Source organism: Pontibacillus sp. HMF3514 (assembly GCF_009858175.1).
Classification (GTDB): domain Bacteria; phylum Bacillota; class Bacilli; order Bacillales; family BH030062; genus Pontibacillus.
On record NZ_CP047393.1, the window covers coordinates 1,173,262 to 1,191,366 of the forward strand.

At 39.8% G+C, this 18,105-nt stretch carries 16 protein-coding genes; all 16 read left to right on the plus strand.

Annotated elements, in window-relative coordinates:
• Window positions 1-102: 102 nt before the first annotated feature.
• Window positions 103-906: an ATP-dependent sacrificial sulfur transferase LarE gene (gene larE / locus GS400_RS06170; RefSeq protein WP_160100013.1), complete on the plus strand. Its 804-nt coding sequence runs from the start codon at window positions 103-105 to the stop codon at window positions 904-906.
• A 26-nt stretch (window positions 907-932) separates the two neighbouring features.
• The gene (gene larB / locus GS400_RS06175; protein WP_160100015.1) at window positions 933-1,694 is read left to right on the plus strand and encodes a nickel pincer cofactor biosynthesis protein LarB; all 762 of its coding nucleotides are present in this window, start codon (window positions 933-935) and stop codon (window positions 1,692-1,694) included.
• Between the two features lie 7 nt (window positions 1,695-1,701).
• Window positions 1,702-2,592 (plus strand): nickel pincer cofactor biosynthesis protein LarC, encoded by an 891-nt coding sequence (locus GS400_RS06180; protein WP_160100017.1) that lies wholly within the window; start codon window positions 1,702-1,704, stop codon window positions 2,590-2,592.
• Window positions 2,593-2,793: 201 nt separating this feature from the next.
• Window positions 2,794-4,569, plus strand: coding sequence for a PrpR N-terminal domain-containing protein (locus GS400_RS06185; RefSeq protein ID WP_160100019.1), 1,776 nt, complete (start codon window positions 2,794-2,796; stop codon window positions 4,567-4,569).
• 160 nt (window positions 4,570-4,729) lie between these two features.
• Window positions 4,730-6,043: a four-carbon acid sugar kinase family protein gene (locus tag GS400_RS06190; RefSeq protein ID WP_236561167.1), complete on the plus strand. Its 1,314-nt coding sequence runs from the start codon at window positions 4,730-4,732 to the stop codon at window positions 6,041-6,043.
• Window positions 6,044-6,090: 47 nt separating this feature from the next.
• The gene (locus GS400_RS06195) at window positions 6,091-7,131 is read left to right on the plus strand and encodes a TRAP transporter substrate-binding protein (RefSeq protein ID WP_160100021.1); all 1,041 of its coding nucleotides are present in this window, start codon (window positions 6,091-6,093) and stop codon (window positions 7,129-7,131) included.
• A gap of 147 nt (window positions 7,132-7,278) precedes the next feature.
• Window positions 7,279-7,770 carry a TRAP transporter small permease gene (locus tag GS400_RS06200; RefSeq protein ID WP_160100023.1) on the plus strand — a complete coding sequence of 164 codons (492 nt, stop codon included), beginning with the start codon at window positions 7,279-7,281 and terminating at the stop codon, window positions 7,768-7,770.
• Complete coding sequence (locus GS400_RS06205) at window positions 7,767-9,044, plus strand: TRAP transporter large permease (RefSeq protein ID WP_160100025.1); 1,278 nt, start codon at window positions 7,767-7,769, stop codon at window positions 9,042-9,044. Before GS400_RS06200 ends, GS400_RS06205 begins: the two co-directional genes overlap by 4 nt.
• A 26-nt stretch (window positions 9,045-9,070) precedes the next feature.
• Window positions 9,071-10,081, plus strand: a complete 1,011-nt coding sequence (gene pdxA, locus GS400_RS06210) for a 4-hydroxythreonine-4-phosphate dehydrogenase PdxA (protein WP_160100027.1) — start codon at window positions 9,071-9,073, stop codon at window positions 10,079-10,081.
• 95 nt (window positions 10,082-10,176) lie between these two features.
• Window positions 10,177-10,356, plus strand: coding sequence for a hypothetical protein (locus GS400_RS20135; RefSeq protein WP_236561168.1), 180 nt, complete (start codon window positions 10,177-10,179; stop codon window positions 10,354-10,356).
• Window positions 10,357-10,373: 17 nt separating this feature from the next.
• The gene (locus GS400_RS06215; RefSeq protein WP_236561169.1) at window positions 10,374-11,426 is read left to right on the plus strand and encodes a nickel pincer cofactor-dependent isomerase, group 22; all 1,053 of its coding nucleotides are present in this window, start codon (window positions 10,374-10,376) and stop codon (window positions 11,424-11,426) included.
• An 83-nt stretch (window positions 11,427-11,509) separates the two neighbouring features.
• Window positions 11,510-11,974, plus strand: a complete 465-nt coding sequence (gene larC, locus GS400_RS06220) for a nickel pincer cofactor biosynthesis protein LarC2 (RefSeq protein WP_160100029.1) — start codon at window positions 11,510-11,512, stop codon at window positions 11,972-11,974.
• A 92-nt stretch (window positions 11,975-12,066) separates the two neighbouring features.
• The gene (locus tag GS400_RS06225) at window positions 12,067-12,885 is read left to right on the plus strand and encodes a PfkB family carbohydrate kinase (protein WP_160100031.1); all 819 of its coding nucleotides are present in this window, start codon (window positions 12,067-12,069) and stop codon (window positions 12,883-12,885) included.
• A gap of 270 nt (window positions 12,886-13,155) precedes the next feature.
• Window positions 13,156-14,619, plus strand: coding sequence for a methyl-accepting chemotaxis protein (locus GS400_RS06230; protein WP_160100033.1), 1,464 nt, complete (start codon window positions 13,156-13,158; stop codon window positions 14,617-14,619).
• Between the two features lie 186 nt (window positions 14,620-14,805).
• Window positions 14,806-16,050 (plus strand): MFS transporter, encoded by a 1,245-nt coding sequence (locus GS400_RS06235; RefSeq protein ID WP_160100035.1) that lies wholly within the window; start codon window positions 14,806-14,808, stop codon window positions 16,048-16,050.
• A 345-nt stretch (window positions 16,051-16,395) separates the two neighbouring features.
• On the plus strand, window positions 16,396-17,976 hold the full coding sequence (locus tag GS400_RS06240) for a BCCT family transporter (protein WP_160100037.1): 1,581 nt from the start codon (window positions 16,396-16,398) through the stop codon (window positions 17,974-17,976).
• Window positions 17,977-18,105 lie beyond the last annotated feature (129 nt).

Genomic DNA, 18,105 nt, shown 5'->3' on the forward strand with positions numbered 1-18,105 from the left:
TTTCTCTTTAACTATTTAAAGCATCTATTGTAGTATGTATGTAAATTTAATTTAAAATGTATGCCTTTACATATACGTTGTGAGGGAAAGGAGATATTCATCATGATAGAACAGAAACTTGAACGTCTGAAAAATAATCTGCGAGAGTTAGATTCCATTGTCGTTGCCTTTTCGGGAGGGGTGGATAGCACATTTTTATTAAAAGTGGCCTTAGACACTCTTGGGAAAGATCGCGTGTTGGCTGTCACAGCAGATTCTGAAACATACCCTCAGCATGAACTTGAAGAAGCGAAGCGGTTAGCCACGCAACTTGATGCTAGCCACCAAGTGATTGAGACTTCTGAGCTATCGATTCCTGGGTATGTAGAAAACGACAAAAACCGTTGTTACTTTTGTAAAAAAGGATTGTTTGAAGAAGTTTATCCAATTATGAATGAGCATGGATTTAAGAATATTGTCTATGGTTTAATTGCAGATGATAACAGTGAGTATCGTCCAGGTGCTCGGGCAGCAAAAGAATATCATGTACGAGGTCCTTTAGAGGAAGTAGATTTTCATAAAGAGGAGATTCGAGCTCTGTCAAAAGAATACGGACTCCCTACATGGGATAAGCCATCGTTTGCTTGTCTATCATCTCGAATTGCTTATGGAGAGCGTATCACTCAAGAAAAGTTAGATAAGGTCGAGAAATCAGAGCTCTACCTCAAAGGCTTAGGGATAAGACAGATGCGTGTTCGTACTCATGAGGACATTGCCAGAATTGAGGTTGAACCTCAGGATATGTCTATTGTTCTAGAGAACCATGAAGATATTCAAGAGACCATTCAGTCCTACGGTTATAAATATGTTACGTTAGATCTGCAAGGTTATAAGAGTGGTAGTATGAATAAAGGGATTGGATTGTAAAGCACCGAGGGTAAGGAGAATATGAGATGAAGAATACAGATATGGATAACATTTTACAACAAGTTCAAGAGGGTAACTTAAGCATAGAGGATGCAAAATCCAAATTAACTCCTTTTCATGATATGGGTTATGCGAAATTGGATCACAACCGCCAAGACCGAACGGGGTTTCCGGAGGTTGTCTATGGAGAGGGCAAAAGTGCAGAGCAAATCATTCGGATCATAGAAGCGCTTAAAGAAAAGACCAACCGAGTATTAGCAACTCGAATAGATTCAGAGAAAGCATCTATCATTCTGGAATCCATTCCAGACCTGGATCATAACGAGGATGCTCGAACACTATTTTGGCGTCATAAAGATGAACCAACTTACTTGTACGATGGGTATGTTTCTATTGTGTGTGCTGGCACATCTGATTTAAATGTTGCAGAAGAAGCGGCTGTTACGGCTGAAGCATTTGGTTCACCAGTGAAACGTATTTACGATGTTGGCGTAGCAGGGATTCATAGATTATTTCACTACTTAGAGGATATTGAACAAGCTGAAGCTACAGTCGTAGTAGCTGGAATGGAAGGGGCTTTAGCTAGTGTAGTAGGTGGACTTATCCAAAATCCAATTGTAGCTGTTCCAACTAGTGTCGGATATGGAGCGAACTTTCAAGGAATGTCAGCTTTACTCTCCATGTTAAATGCGTGCTCTCCAGGTATTAGTGTGGTCAACATCGACAACGGTTTCGGTGCAGGCTATTACGTATCCCTTATTCATAAAAATACACAGACAGAAGGATGAATCAAAAATGAAAGCCTTATATCTAGATTGTTTCTCTGGGATTAGTGGAGATATGACCATCGGAGCCCTCTTAGACCTTGGCGGGGACCTGGGTTTGTTGAAAGAGGAATTGAAAAAGTTAAACATTGAAGAAGAGTATGATATCGAATCTAACAAAGTTGTGAAAACAGGTGTGTCAGCAACGAAGTTTGATGTACTTCTTCATCATGAGCATGTGCATGTTCACGAACATGTTCATACACATGCTCATGAACATAGTCACAGTCATGATAATCACACGCATGATCACGGCCACAGCCATGGTCATCAAACACATGAAAATGATCATAGTCATGATCATCATCATCACCATCACCATGGACATGACCATTCACATGATCATCACCACAGGCACTATTCAGACATTGTTGAACTCATTAGCCAAGCTGGCTTCAATGAGCATGTAGAGAAAATGGCACTAAAGATTTTTGAAAAGATAGGAAGGGCAGAAGCAAAAATACACAATATGCCTTTTGAGAAAGTACATTTCCATGAAGTAGGCGCAGTTGATTCGATTATTGATATTGTCGGTACGTGTATCCTAATGGACCAACTCCAAATTTCAAAAGTATATGCCTCAAATATACCGGTAGGGAACGGAAAAATCCGAATCGCTCATGGACTGTATCCCGTTCCAGCTCCGGCCACATTAGAAATTATGAAAGGCATTCCTATTCAGCGAACCAATATAACAGGTGAGCTAACGACTCCAACAGGAGCTGCCATTGTGGCTAACTTTGTAGAGGAGTATGGGCCAATTCCAACGATGCGAGTAGATGATGTTGGATATGGTGCTGGAACGAAAGACTTTGCAGACCATCCGAATGTATTACGCGCTATGATGGGGACAATCGAATAATCTTTTTGAGAGTGGGCTTCGCTTATTAGCGGAGTCCCTTTTTGTGCTGGTTATGATAAAAAATCATTTGTCTTACATATTTCCTTCTTTATCCAAAATTAAATCGTCGTATAAGGAAAAACATGAGAGTAGATTATTGTAAACGGTTCCAACCTATGTTACAAATAAGAGTGTGTTGATTTTTGCAACAGGAGAGGTTTTATGATAAAAGCTTTAGTAATAACTCCGTATGAAGGGTTAGTTGAAATCGTTAAAGAAGTTGCAGAAGAAGTAGATGACTTTGATATATACATAAAACAAGGGAATCTTGAAGAGGGATTAGCTTATGCTCGAGAAGCTGAGGAAGAAGGTTTTGACCTGATTATCAGTCGAGGAGGTACTTCTTCTCTGATTGAACAGCATGTGAAAATCCCTGTAGTTGATATCCAAGAATTTGGTTATGATATCCTGCGCATTATGACGATGGTGAAAGGTTTTACAGGAAAAGCGGGAATTGTTGGATTTCCAAACATTACGCGCGGAGCTTCAACGATATGTAATCTATTAGACATACAAGTGAGAACGATGACCATAAACCATGATCTAGAAGTAGAGTCCAAACTGCAAGAGCTAAAGAAGGATGGATTCGAAGTAGTTATTGGAGATGTTATAACAACGGAAGCTGCGAAAAGAATTGGGTTAAATGGGATTCTCATCACATCAGGTAAAGAAGCTGTGTTAGAAGCTCTGGAGGATGCGAGACGCACGCATCGCTTATTTTCCAGGCTTAACAATGACTTGTCTTTTTACAAAAATATCTTGGAAAAAGATGAACGCTCCATCGCAGTCCTGAATCATGATGGTGAATGGTTATTCCAGAACCAAACTTGGAGATCAGACTTCATTCATGTTGACCCGAAGGAGATCAAAGAAGTCGAGAGTATGATTCATCAAGCCAAACAAGAAAACGGGGAGATAAAGAAAAGTGTTCTCATTGAAGATGACCTTTGGAGGTTCTCTGCAGTAACGATGAAGGAAACCATAATCTTTACTGCAGAAAGACTGTTTAATCACCGTTTAACGAATTCGAGCTTTGAGAATTTGCCTTTTATTGAAATGGTGCAAGAAGTTCCATTTATCCCGATTTCAGGTCATAGTGAATCCACCCAAAGGGTATTGAAGCAGATTGATCAATGTAAGGACATAGATGAACCAGTATGGATTAAAAGTGAAGAAGGGAATGGGAAGGAACTCATCGCCCAATCCATTTATTTAACTCGTCAGGAATTCGAAAATCCGTTCATAGTGATTCACTGTCACTTAATTTCTGATGATCAACTGAATCAACTTATTGAAGAAGATTTTTTTCAAAAGGTTGAAACCAGCGTTTATTTACGGAAAGTGGATGCACTCTCGTTAGAAGCGCAGCGTACGTTGTTGTCATTAGTGAAACAGTTGCAACACACGGCAACTGGTCCTAAATGGATCCTATCTTCTTCTCCAAATATTGAACGCTTGGTTGATGAGAGGAAGTTTGACAGAGACCTCTATTATCAATTAGCTAGATATGTGATTGAGCATCCTCCTTTACGAGAAAGAAAAGAAGATATTAAAAATTTAATTCAATTATTTATTTCAGAAAACCATTCCAGGTTCGGAAAACAAGTAGTTGGTGTTAGAGAAGATGCATTAGAATTGCTGATCGATTATGACTGGTTAGGGAATGTAGACGAATTAAAACAAATCATTGAACAACTGGTTCAAGAATCTGAATCGTATTATATAGATCTTAATCATATCCAATCGATTTTGAACAGGAAACGAATAAATGGTGAGGATACTGTTGCAAACGACAACGGAATCAAGATTGAAGGTACTTTAGAAGATATTGAGAGGAAAATCATCCAAAAAGTGCTAGAAGAAGAAGATATGAACCAGTCTAAGGCTGCGGAGAGATTAGGGATTAACAGAACCACGCTTTGGCGTAAACTTAAATAGTTTACGCCAATTTTTTTTGAAAATTTTTTAAAATGTATTGCTAAATGCAACACAGTGATTTAACATAGATATTGCAAACGCTTACTTGTGTTTCAAAATTACACACTAGTATTTGTTTATATTTTAAAAGCCATTGCGAAGAAAGGGGGGAGAGAAGAAGATGGTGAGCTTAGCGATCATAGCAGACGATCTAACAGGAGCTAGTGACACAGGAGTACAATTTGCTAAGCAAGATCTTAAAACAACAGTACTGTTTTCTGAATCTCAGCTTGTACCCTCAAACATTACAGGAGATGTGATTGTCATAAATTCTGACAGTCGCGCAATCGAATCTGAAATGGCTTACAATCGAGTCCGAAACATTGCGTCAACGTTACATAACAGTGGCGTTAAGAAGATCTTCAAGAAAATTGACTCGACGATGAGAGGAAATGTTGGTGCAGAAATTGATGGAGTGATGGATGAATCTTCCTTCGATGTGGCACTTGTAGTACCTGCATTTCCAAGCAGTCACCGCATTACAGAACAAGGATTTCATTATGTAAACGGTGTACCACTCAAAGAATCCGAGTTCTCAAATGATCCGACTTGCCCGGTAACAGATAGTCATCTTCAGAGGTTATTAGAGAAGCAAAGCAAACGTAAAGTCGGCTTAATTACGCTCGAAGATGTACGAAATGGATCGGAGCACTTGTCAGTCAAGCTGAAAGAATTTGCTGAAGCGAATCCATCATCGGTTATCGTACTTGATGCAAAAACCGATGAGGATCTAAAACTCATTTCAAAAGCTGGAGCTTCACTAGAGCAAAAAGCATTATGGGTAGGATCAGCTGGAATCGCAGCTCATTTGAGTAAGAATGTAGAAAAGTTTGAGCCAAATCAACTTGAAAAAAGAAAAGCACGTCACCCCATCTTATTCGTAGCGGGTAGCATGAGTATGGTGACGCACAATCAAATTCAAGCTTTAAAAGAAAACAATAAGCTTAATGAAATTATTATTAATCCTAGTAAGTTTTTTAACAAAGAGGAGAAAGAACAAGAAGTTCAGCGTATTGTCCAAGAAGGGATTGGTCTTCTACAAGAAGGAGACTTGATTATCTCAACGAATCGTGACCCTATTATTTTCGATGAAGTGAAAGCGCTTCAGAAGTCAATGAATCTATCAAACTTTGAACTTGGACAACTCATAGCTAAAACCATAGGGGAAATCACACGTATTCTCCTTAAGAAGCAAAACATTCAAGGTCTCGTCTTAACAGGAGGCGACATTGCAGGAGTTACTTGTAATGAGTTAGATGGAAAAGGCATTCGAGTCATGGGAGAGGTTGAAGCTGGTATTCCTTATGGGGAATTATTCGGAGGACCTCATGACGGTCTCCCCCTTGTTACGAAGGCAGGAGCATTTGGGCGTGAGCATGCTTTAATTCACGCATTAGAAACACTTTTGGGTGAAAAAGAACACTCATTTAAATAAGTGAGTTCTTTAACATAATTTTTTTCTATTCTAAAGGAGGAAGAAACATGAAGGGATTTAAAAAGAGTTTATTTTTAATGGTAACAGTACTTGTATTTGGCTTACTAGCTGCTTGTGGAGGAAATAGCGAAGAAGCGAGTGGTAGTGAAAGTGAAGGGAAAGAAGAGGGTAAGTCAGAAAAGAAAACCCTACAAGTTGGTATGACTCTAGCGGAAGACTCTCACTATTACAAAGGTTTAGAGAAGTTTGCTGAACTAGTGAAAGAAAAATCTGATGGTGAACTTACAATTGAAATCTTCCCGAACGGTTCTCTTGGCGGAGAGCGTGACATGGTTGAAAGTCTGCAAGTAGGTACATTAGATATGGTTCTATCTTCAACAGGACCTCTTGGTGGATTCGCACCTGAAATCAACGTGGTAGACCTACCTTTCCTTTTTGAAGATCGTGAACATGCTTACAAAGTGCTAGACGGTGAAGTTGGACAAGATTTACTAACGAAACTAGAAGATTCTAACATCAAAGGCCTTGCTTGGTGGGAGAACGGTTTCCGTAACGTAACAAACAGTAAACGTCCTATTGAAAAGCCAGAAGATTTAGAAGGTCTTAAGATTCGTACGATGGAAAATGAAGTACACATGGATTCCTTTGAAGCAATGGGCGCTAATCCAACACCGATGTCATTCACTGAGCTGTTTACAGCACTTCAACAAGGTGTAGTAGATGGCCAAGAAAACCCAGTACCAATCATCAAGACTTCTCAGTTCTTTGAAGTACAGGATCACTTAACACTTACAGGTCATTTCTATTCTCCAGCAGCTCTTCTAGTGAGCTCTAAAGTATTTGACGGTCTTTCTAAAGAGCATCAAAAAGTACTTCAAGAAGCAGCTCAAGAAGGCGCAGAGTATGAACGTCAACTTGTTAAAAAGATGGACAAAGAAATGGTTGCTGACCTGAAAGAAGAAGGTATGAAAGTTGTTGAAGATGTAGATAAAGATGCATTCCGTAAAGCAACGAAGAGTGTTTATAAGAAGTATGAAGAGAAATTTGGTAAAGAATTAATTCAAAAAATTCAAGACGCTGCAAAATAAGTAGTCTTATAGAAGGTGTGGGGAAGCGTACTCCCCCACATCTTCCTTTTATGAAGAGAAGATTTAAAGAATGGGACCTTAATAGAAAAGCATCTTGCCACTCCCTAATTAGGGAAAGGCCAAACTTTTCTAAGAAGGAGGGGTATGATGAGAGCAATAATCAAATCAATCGATGGATTTAATAAAATCTTAGGCGTTTTACTAGCTGTATTATTAATGGTGATGTCCGCAGTCGTATTCTATCAAGTGTTCTCAAGGTTTGTTCTCGATGAGTCACTACGTTGGTCTGAGGAATTAGCTCGCTACATTATGATCTGGGCGGTGTTCATTGGTTCAGCCTTGGCCATACGAAAGATGGAACTCATATCAGTAGATGCAATCAAAGAGCTATTGCCTGAAAAAGCTATCAAGGTTTTAAACATTTTAGTATATCTAGGTTCAATTGTATTTTTAGCAGTTCTCGTTCAATACGGGTTTGAAATGGTTTCAAATGTATCAACTCAAACATCTCCAGCCATGAGGATACCAATGGCATGGGCATATGCAGCAATTCCTGTTGGATCTATTTTCATGATCATCAATTGTATCGCAATTGTGATCGAGAACATTATGAATTTTAAAGGAGGGGAACAAACATGACAGTCACATTATTAGTATCCATGCTCATTATGTTTGTTCTCACAGTTCCGATAGCGTTAGCGATTGGGGGAGCTTCTACGTTAGCCATTACCACAAGTGGTGATTTACCTTTACTCGTAGTGGTTCAACGAATCTTTACGTCACTTGATTCATTCCCTCTTATGGCAATTCCATTTTTCATTTTAGCTGGTTCGTTAATGGAGTCTGGTGGTATTTCAAAAAGACTTGTTCATTTTGCAAACACATTAGTTGGTTCAATGACTGGTGGTTTAGCAGGGGTAACGGTTGTCACATCCATGTTCTTTGCAGCTATTTCTGGTTCAAGTCCAGCAACGGTTGCGGCAATCGGTTCCATTATGATTCCAGCGATGGTAGCCAAGCATTATGACGTCAACTTTGCGGCTGCTGTTCAATCTGTAGCGGGAGCGCTAGGGGTTATCATCCCGCCTAGTATTCCAATGATTTTATATGGAGTTGTAGTAGGAGTTTCCATTGGAGATTTATTCCTAGCAGGAATTGTGCCAGGCATTTTAATTGGTGGTTCCTTAGTATTAACAGCCTTTATCATCTCGAAACGGAAAGGTTACAAAGGAACGAAGTCTTATACAAATGAAGAACGACTCAAGGCTTTCTTAGATGCTATATTTGCTATGCTTATGCCAGTGATTATCCTAGGCGGAATTTATGGTGGGATCTTCACACCGACTGAAGCGGCTGTTGTAGCTGTAGCTTATGCTCTTCTTATTGGAACAGTTGTATATCGAGAAATTACATTTAAGAATATTATCCCGATCTTCGTGAAGTCCGGGATTACGACAGCTATCATTATGCTTATTATCGGAAATGCAGGACTGTTAGGTTGGCTCTTAACAAAGGAACGCATTCCTCAGACGGTTGCACAATCCTTTATTGAGTTCTCAGACAGCCCGATTGTCTTCTTATTAATTGTGAATCTATTTTTACTTATCGTAGGAATGTTCTTTGAGACCTCTGCGTCCGTAATCATTCTTGCACCGATTCTTGCACCGATTGCGATGCAATTAGGGATTGATCCGATCCATTTTGGAATCATTATGGTCGTTAACCTAGCCATCGGAATGGTGACGCCACCACTTGGGGTTAACCTATTTGTTGCCATGCAAATATCCAAGGTAAAGCTCGAACAGTTATCGAAAGCGGTCTTGATATTCTTAGCTGTATTAATCGTCGATGTAATGTTAATCAGTTATGTACCAGAAAATTCCATGTTCCTAGTTGAAATGTTCAAAGATTAGATCGAACTAAAGGAGGACGTAATACAATGACTCAAAAGCCTACCATCGCCATTACTATGGGTGATCCTTCCGGAATAGGAGCCGAAATCACGGTTAAATCCTTACAAGATGCAGCCCTATACGAACAATGTAAACCATTTGTCATTGGCGATAAAAAAATCTTAGAACGTGCATTGGATGTAACCAATGTAAACTTAGATTTAAATTCAATTCAGGAGCCAAAAGACGGAAAGTACACACATGGAACAATTGATGTGTTAGATTTAGAATTGGTTTCCGATGACCTGAAGTGGGGAGAGGTTTCCGCTGAAGCAGGGAATGCGGCATTTCATTATTTGAAAACTGCTATTACACTAACAAACGAGAACAAAATACATGGGATTTGCACAGCACCGTTGAATAAAGAAGCTCTTCATAAAGCTGGTCATATCTACCCGGGTCATACTGAGATTCTAGCAGAGTTAACAAATACGAAAGACTTTGCAATGATGTTGTCAGCTCCTGACCTCCGAGTGATTCACGTCACAACGCATATTGGGCTTATGGATGCGATCAAGAAGATTGATTCTGAACGTGTGTATAAAGTCATTGGAATGGCCCACGAGACCCTTCAGAAAGCAGGCATCGAGTCACCACGTATCGCGGTATGTGGGATTAATCCACACGCTGGAGAGAATGGTCTCTTTGGAAATGGGGAAGAGGAAGAGAAAGTAATTCCAGGCGTTGAAAAGGCTCAGGAGGAAGGCATTAATGTTGTTGGTCCTCTACCAGCCGATACCCTATTCTTCCGAGCGAAAAGAGGAGACTTTGATATCGTTGTCGCCCAGTATCATGACCAAGGACATGGTCCGATTAAGGTATTAGGATTAGAAGCTGGGGTTAATATAACAGTAGGTCTCCCGATTATTCGCACAAGTGTTGATCATGGCACAGCTTTTGATATTGCTGGTAAAAATATTGCAGATGAGTTATCACTGAAAGAAGCCCTTCGTATTGCGATTGACTTAGCTCCGCGTGATAAAGCTCTTCAAGAATAAAAAAGAGAGGGCAAGAGATCATAGTGGTCTCTTGCTTTCTTGCTGTTTTTTATTGGATACATTCCGAAAATCATAAACATGAGAGGAAGTTTTTCATGACGTTTCCAAAGATGGCTAAAATCAAACAAAAGTTTCAGACTACCCCCATACAAGATATTCCAAAGATCGTGGCTGAACAATTCGCTAAAGTTGGTGCAGATGATTCCATTAAACCTGGTATGGAAGTGGCTATTACAGTCGGGAGTCGAGGGATTGCAAACATTCCCTCATTGTAAAGTCTGCTGGTGAAGAAGTGAAAAAGCGTGGTGCGACCCCATTCATCATACCGGCAATGGGAAGCCATGGTGGCGCAACAGCAGAAGGGCAAGTGGAGGTCCTAGAAGGCTTAGGGGTAACAGAAGAAGCAACAGGATGTGAAATCCGTTCATCTATGGATGTCGTTGAAGTGGGACAAACAGATGATGGTGTACCTGTTTATACAGACAAACACGCATATAATGCTGATGGAATTATTGTAATGGGACGAGTGAAAGCTCATACCGATTTTAAGAGCACATTTGAAAGCGGTATTTTGAAAATGGCTTCCATTGGAATGGGGAAGCATAAGCAGGCGCTTGCTCTACATACACACGGAATCAAGGGGATTCGTGACATGATGCCCGATGTTGGTCGCGTTGCGATTTCCAATACAAACACCCTTTTTGGATTTGCTATTGTAGAGAATGCCCACGAAGAAACCACTATACTGGAAGCTATTTCACCTCAAGATATTGATGATCGTGAACCAAAATTATTGACCGAATCCGTTGAGCTTATGCCAAGTTTACCTGTAAATGAGATGGATATTTTAGTTGTTGATGAAATTGGCAAAAACTATAGTGGAACAGGGATGGATACCAATATTATAGGAAGAATTCGTGTACTAGGTGTTGAAGAGCCTGAAAGCCCTTCTGTTAAATACCTTATTGCTTCAGACCTTAGTGAAGCGAGCCATGGGAATGCGCTAGGCATTGGCTTAGCGGATTTAACGACGAAACGTTTATTTGACAAAATCCACTTCCAAGCGATGAATGAAAACGTGATTACAAGTACCTTTCTAGATCGTGCAAAGATTCCGATTGTCTTAGATAGTGATCGGGAAGCTTTACAAGCAGCATTAAGAGCTACTTGGGGAGTTAATGATGAAGAAGCTCGGATTGTGCGAATTCCGAATACGTTACACATTGGGGAGTTATATGTTTCTGAGGTCATTTTTAATGAGGTTAAAGACCAAGAGCATATTGAAGTGTTAGAAGAACCAGTGGACATGAAGTTTGATGAAGCGGGTTATTTTTATCCAATGTAAGGCTTTTGCTCAATAAATTGACAGAAGAAACTATGGACGGTTAATTTTATAGAGATAGAAGAATGTGAGAAGGAAGTGAACCCATGAGTCAACGTTTCCATCACTATGATGAACATGAGGATGCTAACATGATAAAAGTTGAAGTGAATTTAGATGATACACCACCAGAGTGGTTAGGTTATGTAATGGATAAGCTGTTTGAACTTGGGGCAAATGACGTGTATTACATTCCCATCTTTATGAAGAAAAATCGTCCTGGGATTCTTCTGCAACTTTTGTGTGATCAGTCGAAGTTAGATTCCTTGAAAGAGGTACTATTCAAAGAAACGACAACCCTAGGGGTACGATACTACCCACTATCTGTTCATAGGCTTGAAAGAAGGTTCCAGACACTTACAACCCCTTGGGGAGATATTCAAATTAAAGAAGGTCTACATAATGGTGAAGTGATGCAACGGTCCCCGGAGTATGATGAATGTAAACAGATTGCCGAGCAAAATGATATTCCATTGAAGGAAGTTTATAATAGGGTCTGGCAGTTGTTATAAAGGTGCCTGTCACCACACGGTATTTGTCGAATGGGATAGAGCATGCGACAAAATTCGGGTGGTGACAGGCACTTTTTTAGGAGGCGAACATTATGAAAATCATAACAATCGGCAATAACGTAGCAGATGTGTACCTTGATCAAGAAACCATGTACCCAGGCGGAAACGCGTTGAATGTAGCGGTGATGTCAAAAATATATGGTGCCAAGAAATCTTCTTATATTGGCATTATCGGAAGTGATGATATTGGTGATCATATGTTACAAACCTTACAAAAACAAAATGTTACGATATCGCGAGTAAGAAGAGCTTATGGGGAAAGCGGTAAAGCATTTGTTAATCTGGATAGTCGTCATGATCGTATCTTTGTTGATAACAATAAAGGGGGCATTCAAAACGATCTGTCCATAAAAATAAATGAAAAGGATTTAAATCTCATTAAAGAACACGATATTCTTCATACAAGTCTTTATAGTAATAGTGATGAACACATTCCTTTGTTAAGTAAACACATTCCTATTTCTTATGACTTTTCGAACCACTATACCTTTGATCACCTTGAAAAAATCTGTCCTTATGTATCATTTGGTTTTATATCTGGTAGTCACTTGAGTGAGCAAGAAATAGAGGAAACGATTAATCTCATACATGGTTATGGAACGAATGTTGTCGTCGTAACTAGAAGTGATAGGGGAGCAATTGCATCTTTAAATGGGAAAATCTGTTATAAAGATATCAAAACAGTTGATGTCGTAGACACATTAGGGGCAGGAGATTCCTTTATTGCTGGATTTTTAAAGGATTATATCGAATATAATCAAATGACAAAAGCACTGGAGACAGGGGCGCAAAAAGCTGCAACTACCTGCACAGTAAATGGAGCATTTGGGAATGGTAAACGGTATCAATAAAGGTGCCTGTCACCACCCGGTATTTGTCGAATGAGATGAGGTATACGACAAATTCCGGGGAGTGACAGGCACTTTTTTCTTCATCTTCTAAAATCCTCTGTATTAATCGTTTTCATTCTCTACATCGAAGTCCATTTTTAAGTTTCATATTTTCCATAATTATAGGTGAAAAGATTTATATAAAATTCATGTTTTAATAAGAGACTATATAAATTTCTGATGTAAACTGACGATATAAAAGAAAAAGAGAATATTGAAGAGGTGGACAATTTGGAAAACTACAGTGTGAGGTATGAGGCGCTGTTGCGTAAGAACAGAGTTATGTTCATTATGTTAGGGATTTCAACCGTATTAGCTACAGGGATAGATATTAGTTTAAAGGCTGGTTTACCTACTATTTTAACGCTTCTATTAGGTGGATTGACTTTAACAGGTATTGTAGGCTTTTCCTATTTTAAAAAGGCTTATGTTACCGTTGCTCCATATATAGCCATAGTTGGTTTAGCTGCTATTGTAGCAACTCTTATGCACAACACACCGTCTGACCAAAATGCATTTATTGTTTATTATTTATTAGTTTGCTCGGCCCTTTACTTAGAGAAAACAAAGTTTATCCTAGGTGCTACGCTATCGTTAGGTCTCATTATTACTTATTACATCATGTACGACCCTATTTTAACGACGACACTTGGGAAAACATTACTTGTATTTACGCTTGTGTTAGTAGTCTTATACTTACAAATGATTGTGAGCCAAAGTGTGACAGATAAAATGAATGATCTTCAAGTTGAAGTGGAAGAGCGTCTGAAACAGGAAGAGGTAAATCATAATCATATGACAAACCAAACAGAAGACATTGCTCAACGCTTACACAACCTATCACAAGAGAGTGAACATAACCAACAATCGTTTGTGGAAATGAATAGCGCCATTCAAGAAATAGCATCAGGAACCCAAGCTCAAAGTCATACAATCACGGATATTATGAATTCAATTGAAAATACGAATACCATGGTTCAAAATATGATGGGAAGTGCTGAACAAACCCTTGAACGTACCCAGGAAACAGGGGAGAGCTCACAACTGGGGCGTGAACGTATGCAGAATCTTCAATTACAAATGGATACGTTTAAAAATCATATTGAATCGATGGCAGAGGATATGCATACGCTTAGTCAACACGTAAGCGAATCTGTAGCGTCACTTGAGTCCATTCAACAGGTCACTTCCCAAACGAATCTATTGGCACTTAATGCGTCGATTGAAGCAGCAAGAGCTGGAGAAGCTGGTAAGGGCTTTGCAGTTGTTGCAGAAGAGATACGGAAGTTAGCTGAAATGACAGAAAACACTGCAAAAGAGATTTCAAATAATCTATCCGAAGTGTACGCAAGTAACGATAAGTCCCAGACTCAGATGAGCAGCATCGCGACTCAAATGGATGAAAACATCCGAGAAACCGATGCCACGAAAGTTATTTTCGATGACATTTACGAATCTATCCAAACGCTTAATCAAGATATGACCGATGTCCAAAATATTGCAGCTCAAGTCAATAAAGAAACCCAAAACGTGGAGATTTCCGTAAACGAATTTGCAGCAGTAATCGAACAAAGTACCGCATCAACAGAAGAAATCTCAGCATCTATTGACCAACACACCACCCAAAACAAACAAGTCGTCGAGCAAATCGAAATCATTAATCAGCAAGTGAATCGCTTGGTAGAGAAAAGGTAATAAAAGTGCCTGTCACCACCCGGTTTTTGTCGAATGGGATGATGAATCCGACAAATTCCGGGGAGTGACAGGCACTTTTTTTCTCAGCCTTTTGAATGAGAAAAACTCCATACCTTCGTACAAAGCAGGGGGGAGTAGGAGTCTGTATAATGAGATGTATGATAAGAAAAGTAAGGAGACATATACATGGGACGATTACGAGACAACCCAAACTTTAAATGGTTTTTTACAGCAAATCTGGTTTCTCACATAGGTACAGGATTAACCATGATCGGAGTGCCGTGGTTTTTGGTGAATCAGGATGGGGGAGAGCAACTACTTGGTGTTATTACACTCATCGCAACCATTCTCGGTTTTTTTATATCACCTTATGCAGGAGTGTTAATTGATCGGTTTCATCGAGTGAAGCTACACCGAGGTTATGATTTGTCAGGATTCCTTCTTTTGACGGGACTTGGGATTTCGGGTTGGTACATTGAAGAATACTCGAGTTTTTTATTAATGGTCATTTTTCTGGTCAGTATTCTTTATAATATGTTTCACTACCCAACAATTTTTGCGATTAGCCAGGAGATCTTCTCGAAGAAGAACTTTGGAAAGATTAATAGTGTGATGGAAGTGCAAGGGCAGGCGGGTACCATGGTGGCCGGAGCCGTTGGAACGATTTTGATTACGGCATTTGGACTGAAAACCATCTTAATTCTGGATGGCATTACCTTTTTGGTTGCATTTATTCTTTTCGGATTCATTAAATACCAACCTCAAGTAAAACGAGATAAAAATGTTAAGCAGCCAACCATGGTAGCGGACTTCATTGAAGGATGGCAATTTCTGAAGGAAAAGCCGAAGATGCTCGTCTTTTTCCTATCGGCTTCGATGCCGTTTATTGTGGTGATGGGATTGAACTATGTCCTGCCGATCTACATTGCCAATTCACTAGAAACAGATGCATCAGTGTACGCCTCGTTTGAAATGATATTTGCAGGAGGAGCGGTGTTGGCAGGTTTTACGGTGAATACCTTGGTCAAAAAATTCACACCAATCCTATCAATCTATATAACGATTACCCTGTTTGCGCTGGCTGTCGTCAGTGTATCACAAATCCCGGCTGTAGGACTGTTCTTATTCATGGCCGTGCTTATGGGATGGGGGAATGCTGGAACGCGTATTAATATGAAGACGCTTCAGATGAATTTGATTCCAACCACGCTAATGGGAAGAGTTCAGAGCTTTATTCGAGCTACGGGTGTTGGTATACGTGTTCTGTTGATAGGGGGATTTACGCTATTCATTCCTACAATAGGAGCTTCCATGGCGCTTCTTATCTTATCGGGGATCCTCGTTTTTGCACTCTTGGGTGTGTATTTGACTAAAGACGTTAATGAGTCTACTGAAGTAAGTAATGTGAAAAAGGCAGAATTCCCATCTTAAATGGAATTCTGCCTTTGTTATGGAGTGCCTGACCCCAACCGCTTTAAAGTAGTGGGGGTCAGGCACTTTTTAGGCACTTTTTCTGGGGAGAGACACTCGAAATCGAAAAAAATCAAACAAATCTAAGAAAATTATATGTTTTGTGAGACGTGAATAACGAATCTATCTAAACAATCAAAAGGATTTGTTGAAGATCAAAAGATATCTACCTTTCTTAAAAATATCTGAATATTATATAATTTCAGTATATTTCAATGAAGGAGCTAATTGGGATCAAGACCAATGAAATAGCTATCTTTATCGGCTTCTTTATCTTAATCAAATCGGAGAAAGGGGAAAAGGAAGATGTCATTAGAACCAGAGCGGAATAGTAATACGGAGCTCCAACAAAATGTAGACAAGAACACGCGTAAAGGAGTGTTTATCCCAGCATTTTTTGTCGTTGGAGGAGGAGCTCTTCTAGGGATTGTTAACAATGAGTTGTTAGCTGAACTCTCTAAGGATGGATTTTATGGTTCTTTAAAAGGGCTTGGGTGGCTCTATCAAATTATATCTATAGTTGCTCTAATACTAGTGAGTATTGTTACGTTTTCGAAGATTGGTAATATCCGCTTGGGAGGGGCAGACGCAAAACCTAAACACCCTTTTCGTTCTTGGTTTGCTATGGCTTTAACAGGTGGAATTGCCACAGGAGTTATCACCTATGGAGTGAATGAGCCCATCATTTATTTTGGCAATATCTATGGGGAAATGGCTAAAACGGGCGTGGAACCCGGAACGAATATGGCAGCCATTTTCGCAATGGGGCGCTCATTATACAACTGGAGCTTTATTCCATATGCGATGTATTCATTAAGTGGACTGGTAATCGCTTATGTGTATTTTAATCGAAAACACAATTTATCTGTATCAGGCTCTCTTACACCATTATTCGGTAATCGAATAACAAAGGGAATATGGCCTGCCATTATTGATACACTTGCTGTTTTAGCTATAGCACTTGGCTTGGCTTCTTCTTTAGGAGCAGGGCTAGCATTAATTGGATCAGGTATTGAAGCGACTTATGGCATTCAACAAGGACCTATGGTTTGGCTATTGGTGGCATTCTTGATTACGGGAATATTTACCCTGTCGGCACTTAAAGGGTTAGATAAAGGAATTCGTCGAGTGGCAACGCTCAATGCGAACGTGTTTTATGTTCTTCTAGTCGTACTTATTGTGATCGGTCCGACTCTATATATCTTACAATCTTCAACTGCCGGACTTGGGTATTGGTTCCAAAACTTCTGGGAGTGGGGTCTTGATCCAGGAATTATTGGTGGAGAAGCACTTGTTACATGGTGGACCCTATATGACTGGGCGATTTGGATCGCTTATGCACCGCTAATGGGAATTTTCCTTGCTGTTATTTCATATGGGCGTACGATTCGCCAGTTTATGCTCATCAACTGGATTTTACCAGCTTTCTTCAGCGTTCTTTGGTTCGGTATTTTTGGTGGAACAGCTTTACATTGGCAACAGAATGGAGTTGTTGACCTAGTATCTATAATTAAAGAAAACGGGGCAGTTGCAGGTTTATGGACATTCTTAGCGAATATGCCTTTAGCTCCTATCATCATCCCTGTTGTCATGATCGCGCTCATTCTTTCTTTCGCGACAGCAGCCGATTCAATGGTACGAGCGATTGCTATGTTGTCTACCAAGAAAATTCGTTACGATGAAGAACCAGCAAAATGGAAGATGCTTATTTGGGCTTTCTCCATTGCAATCATCGCCTATATCATGGTTGCTTTCGCTGGAGGAGCACAAGGTGTAGATGGGGTGAAGTACTTGGCTGCATTAGGCGGATCCAGTGTCCTATTCGTCTTTGTCCTTCAAGTGGCCTCAGCCATCAAAATGTTCTTTGTAGATAAAATAGAAGATTAATGGAGTGACTAATGGAGTGCCTGACCCCACCGCTTTAAAGTAGTGGGGGTCAGGCACTTTTTATCGACACTTTTTATCTCGCTCAAACCCACTTACGCATGGTAAAATGCCATATATTCAGAAAATTCA

Bases quoted from the DNA above. Each gene is read 5' to 3' on its own strand.
- larE (WP_160100013.1), top strand. From the start codon at position 103: ATGATAGAACAGAAACTTGAACGTCTGAAAAATAATCTGCGAGAGTTA.
- larB (WP_160100015.1), top strand. From the start codon at position 933: ATGAAGAATACAGATATGGATAACATTTTACAACAAGTTCAAGAGGGT.
- GS400_RS06180 (WP_160100017.1), top strand. From the start codon at position 1,702: ATGAAAGCCTTATATCTAGATTGTTTCTCTGGGATTAGTGGAGATATG.
- GS400_RS06185 (WP_160100019.1), top strand. From the start codon at position 2,794: ATGATAAAAGCTTTAGTAATAACTCCGTATGAAGGGTTAGTTGAAATC.
- GS400_RS06190 (WP_236561167.1), top strand. From the start codon at position 4,730: ATGGTGAGCTTAGCGATCATAGCAGACGATCTAACAGGAGCTAGTGAC.
- GS400_RS06195 (WP_160100021.1), top strand. From the start codon at position 6,091: ATGAAGGGATTTAAAAAGAGTTTATTTTTAATGGTAACAGTACTTGTA.
- GS400_RS06200 (WP_160100023.1), top strand. From the start codon at position 7,279: ATGAGAGCAATAATCAAATCAATCGATGGATTTAATAAAATCTTAGGC.
- GS400_RS06205 (WP_160100025.1), top strand. From the start codon at position 7,767: ATGACAGTCACATTATTAGTATCCATGCTCATTATGTTTGTTCTCACA.
- pdxA (WP_160100027.1), top strand. From the start codon at position 9,071: ATGACTCAAAAGCCTACCATCGCCATTACTATGGGTGATCCTTCCGGA.
- GS400_RS20135 (WP_236561168.1), top strand. From the start codon at position 10,177: ATGACGTTTCCAAAGATGGCTAAAATCAAACAAAAGTTTCAGACTACC.
- larC (WP_160100029.1), top strand. From the start codon at position 11,510: ATGAGTCAACGTTTCCATCACTATGATGAACATGAGGATGCTAACATG.
- GS400_RS06225 (WP_160100031.1), top strand. From the start codon at position 12,067: ATGAAAATCATAACAATCGGCAATAACGTAGCAGATGTGTACCTTGAT.
- GS400_RS06235 (WP_160100035.1), top strand. From the start codon at position 14,806: ATGGGACGATTACGAGACAACCCAAACTTTAAATGGTTTTTTACAGCA.
- GS400_RS06240 (WP_160100037.1), top strand. From the start codon at position 16,396: ATGTCATTAGAACCAGAGCGGAATAGTAATACGGAGCTCCAACAAAAT.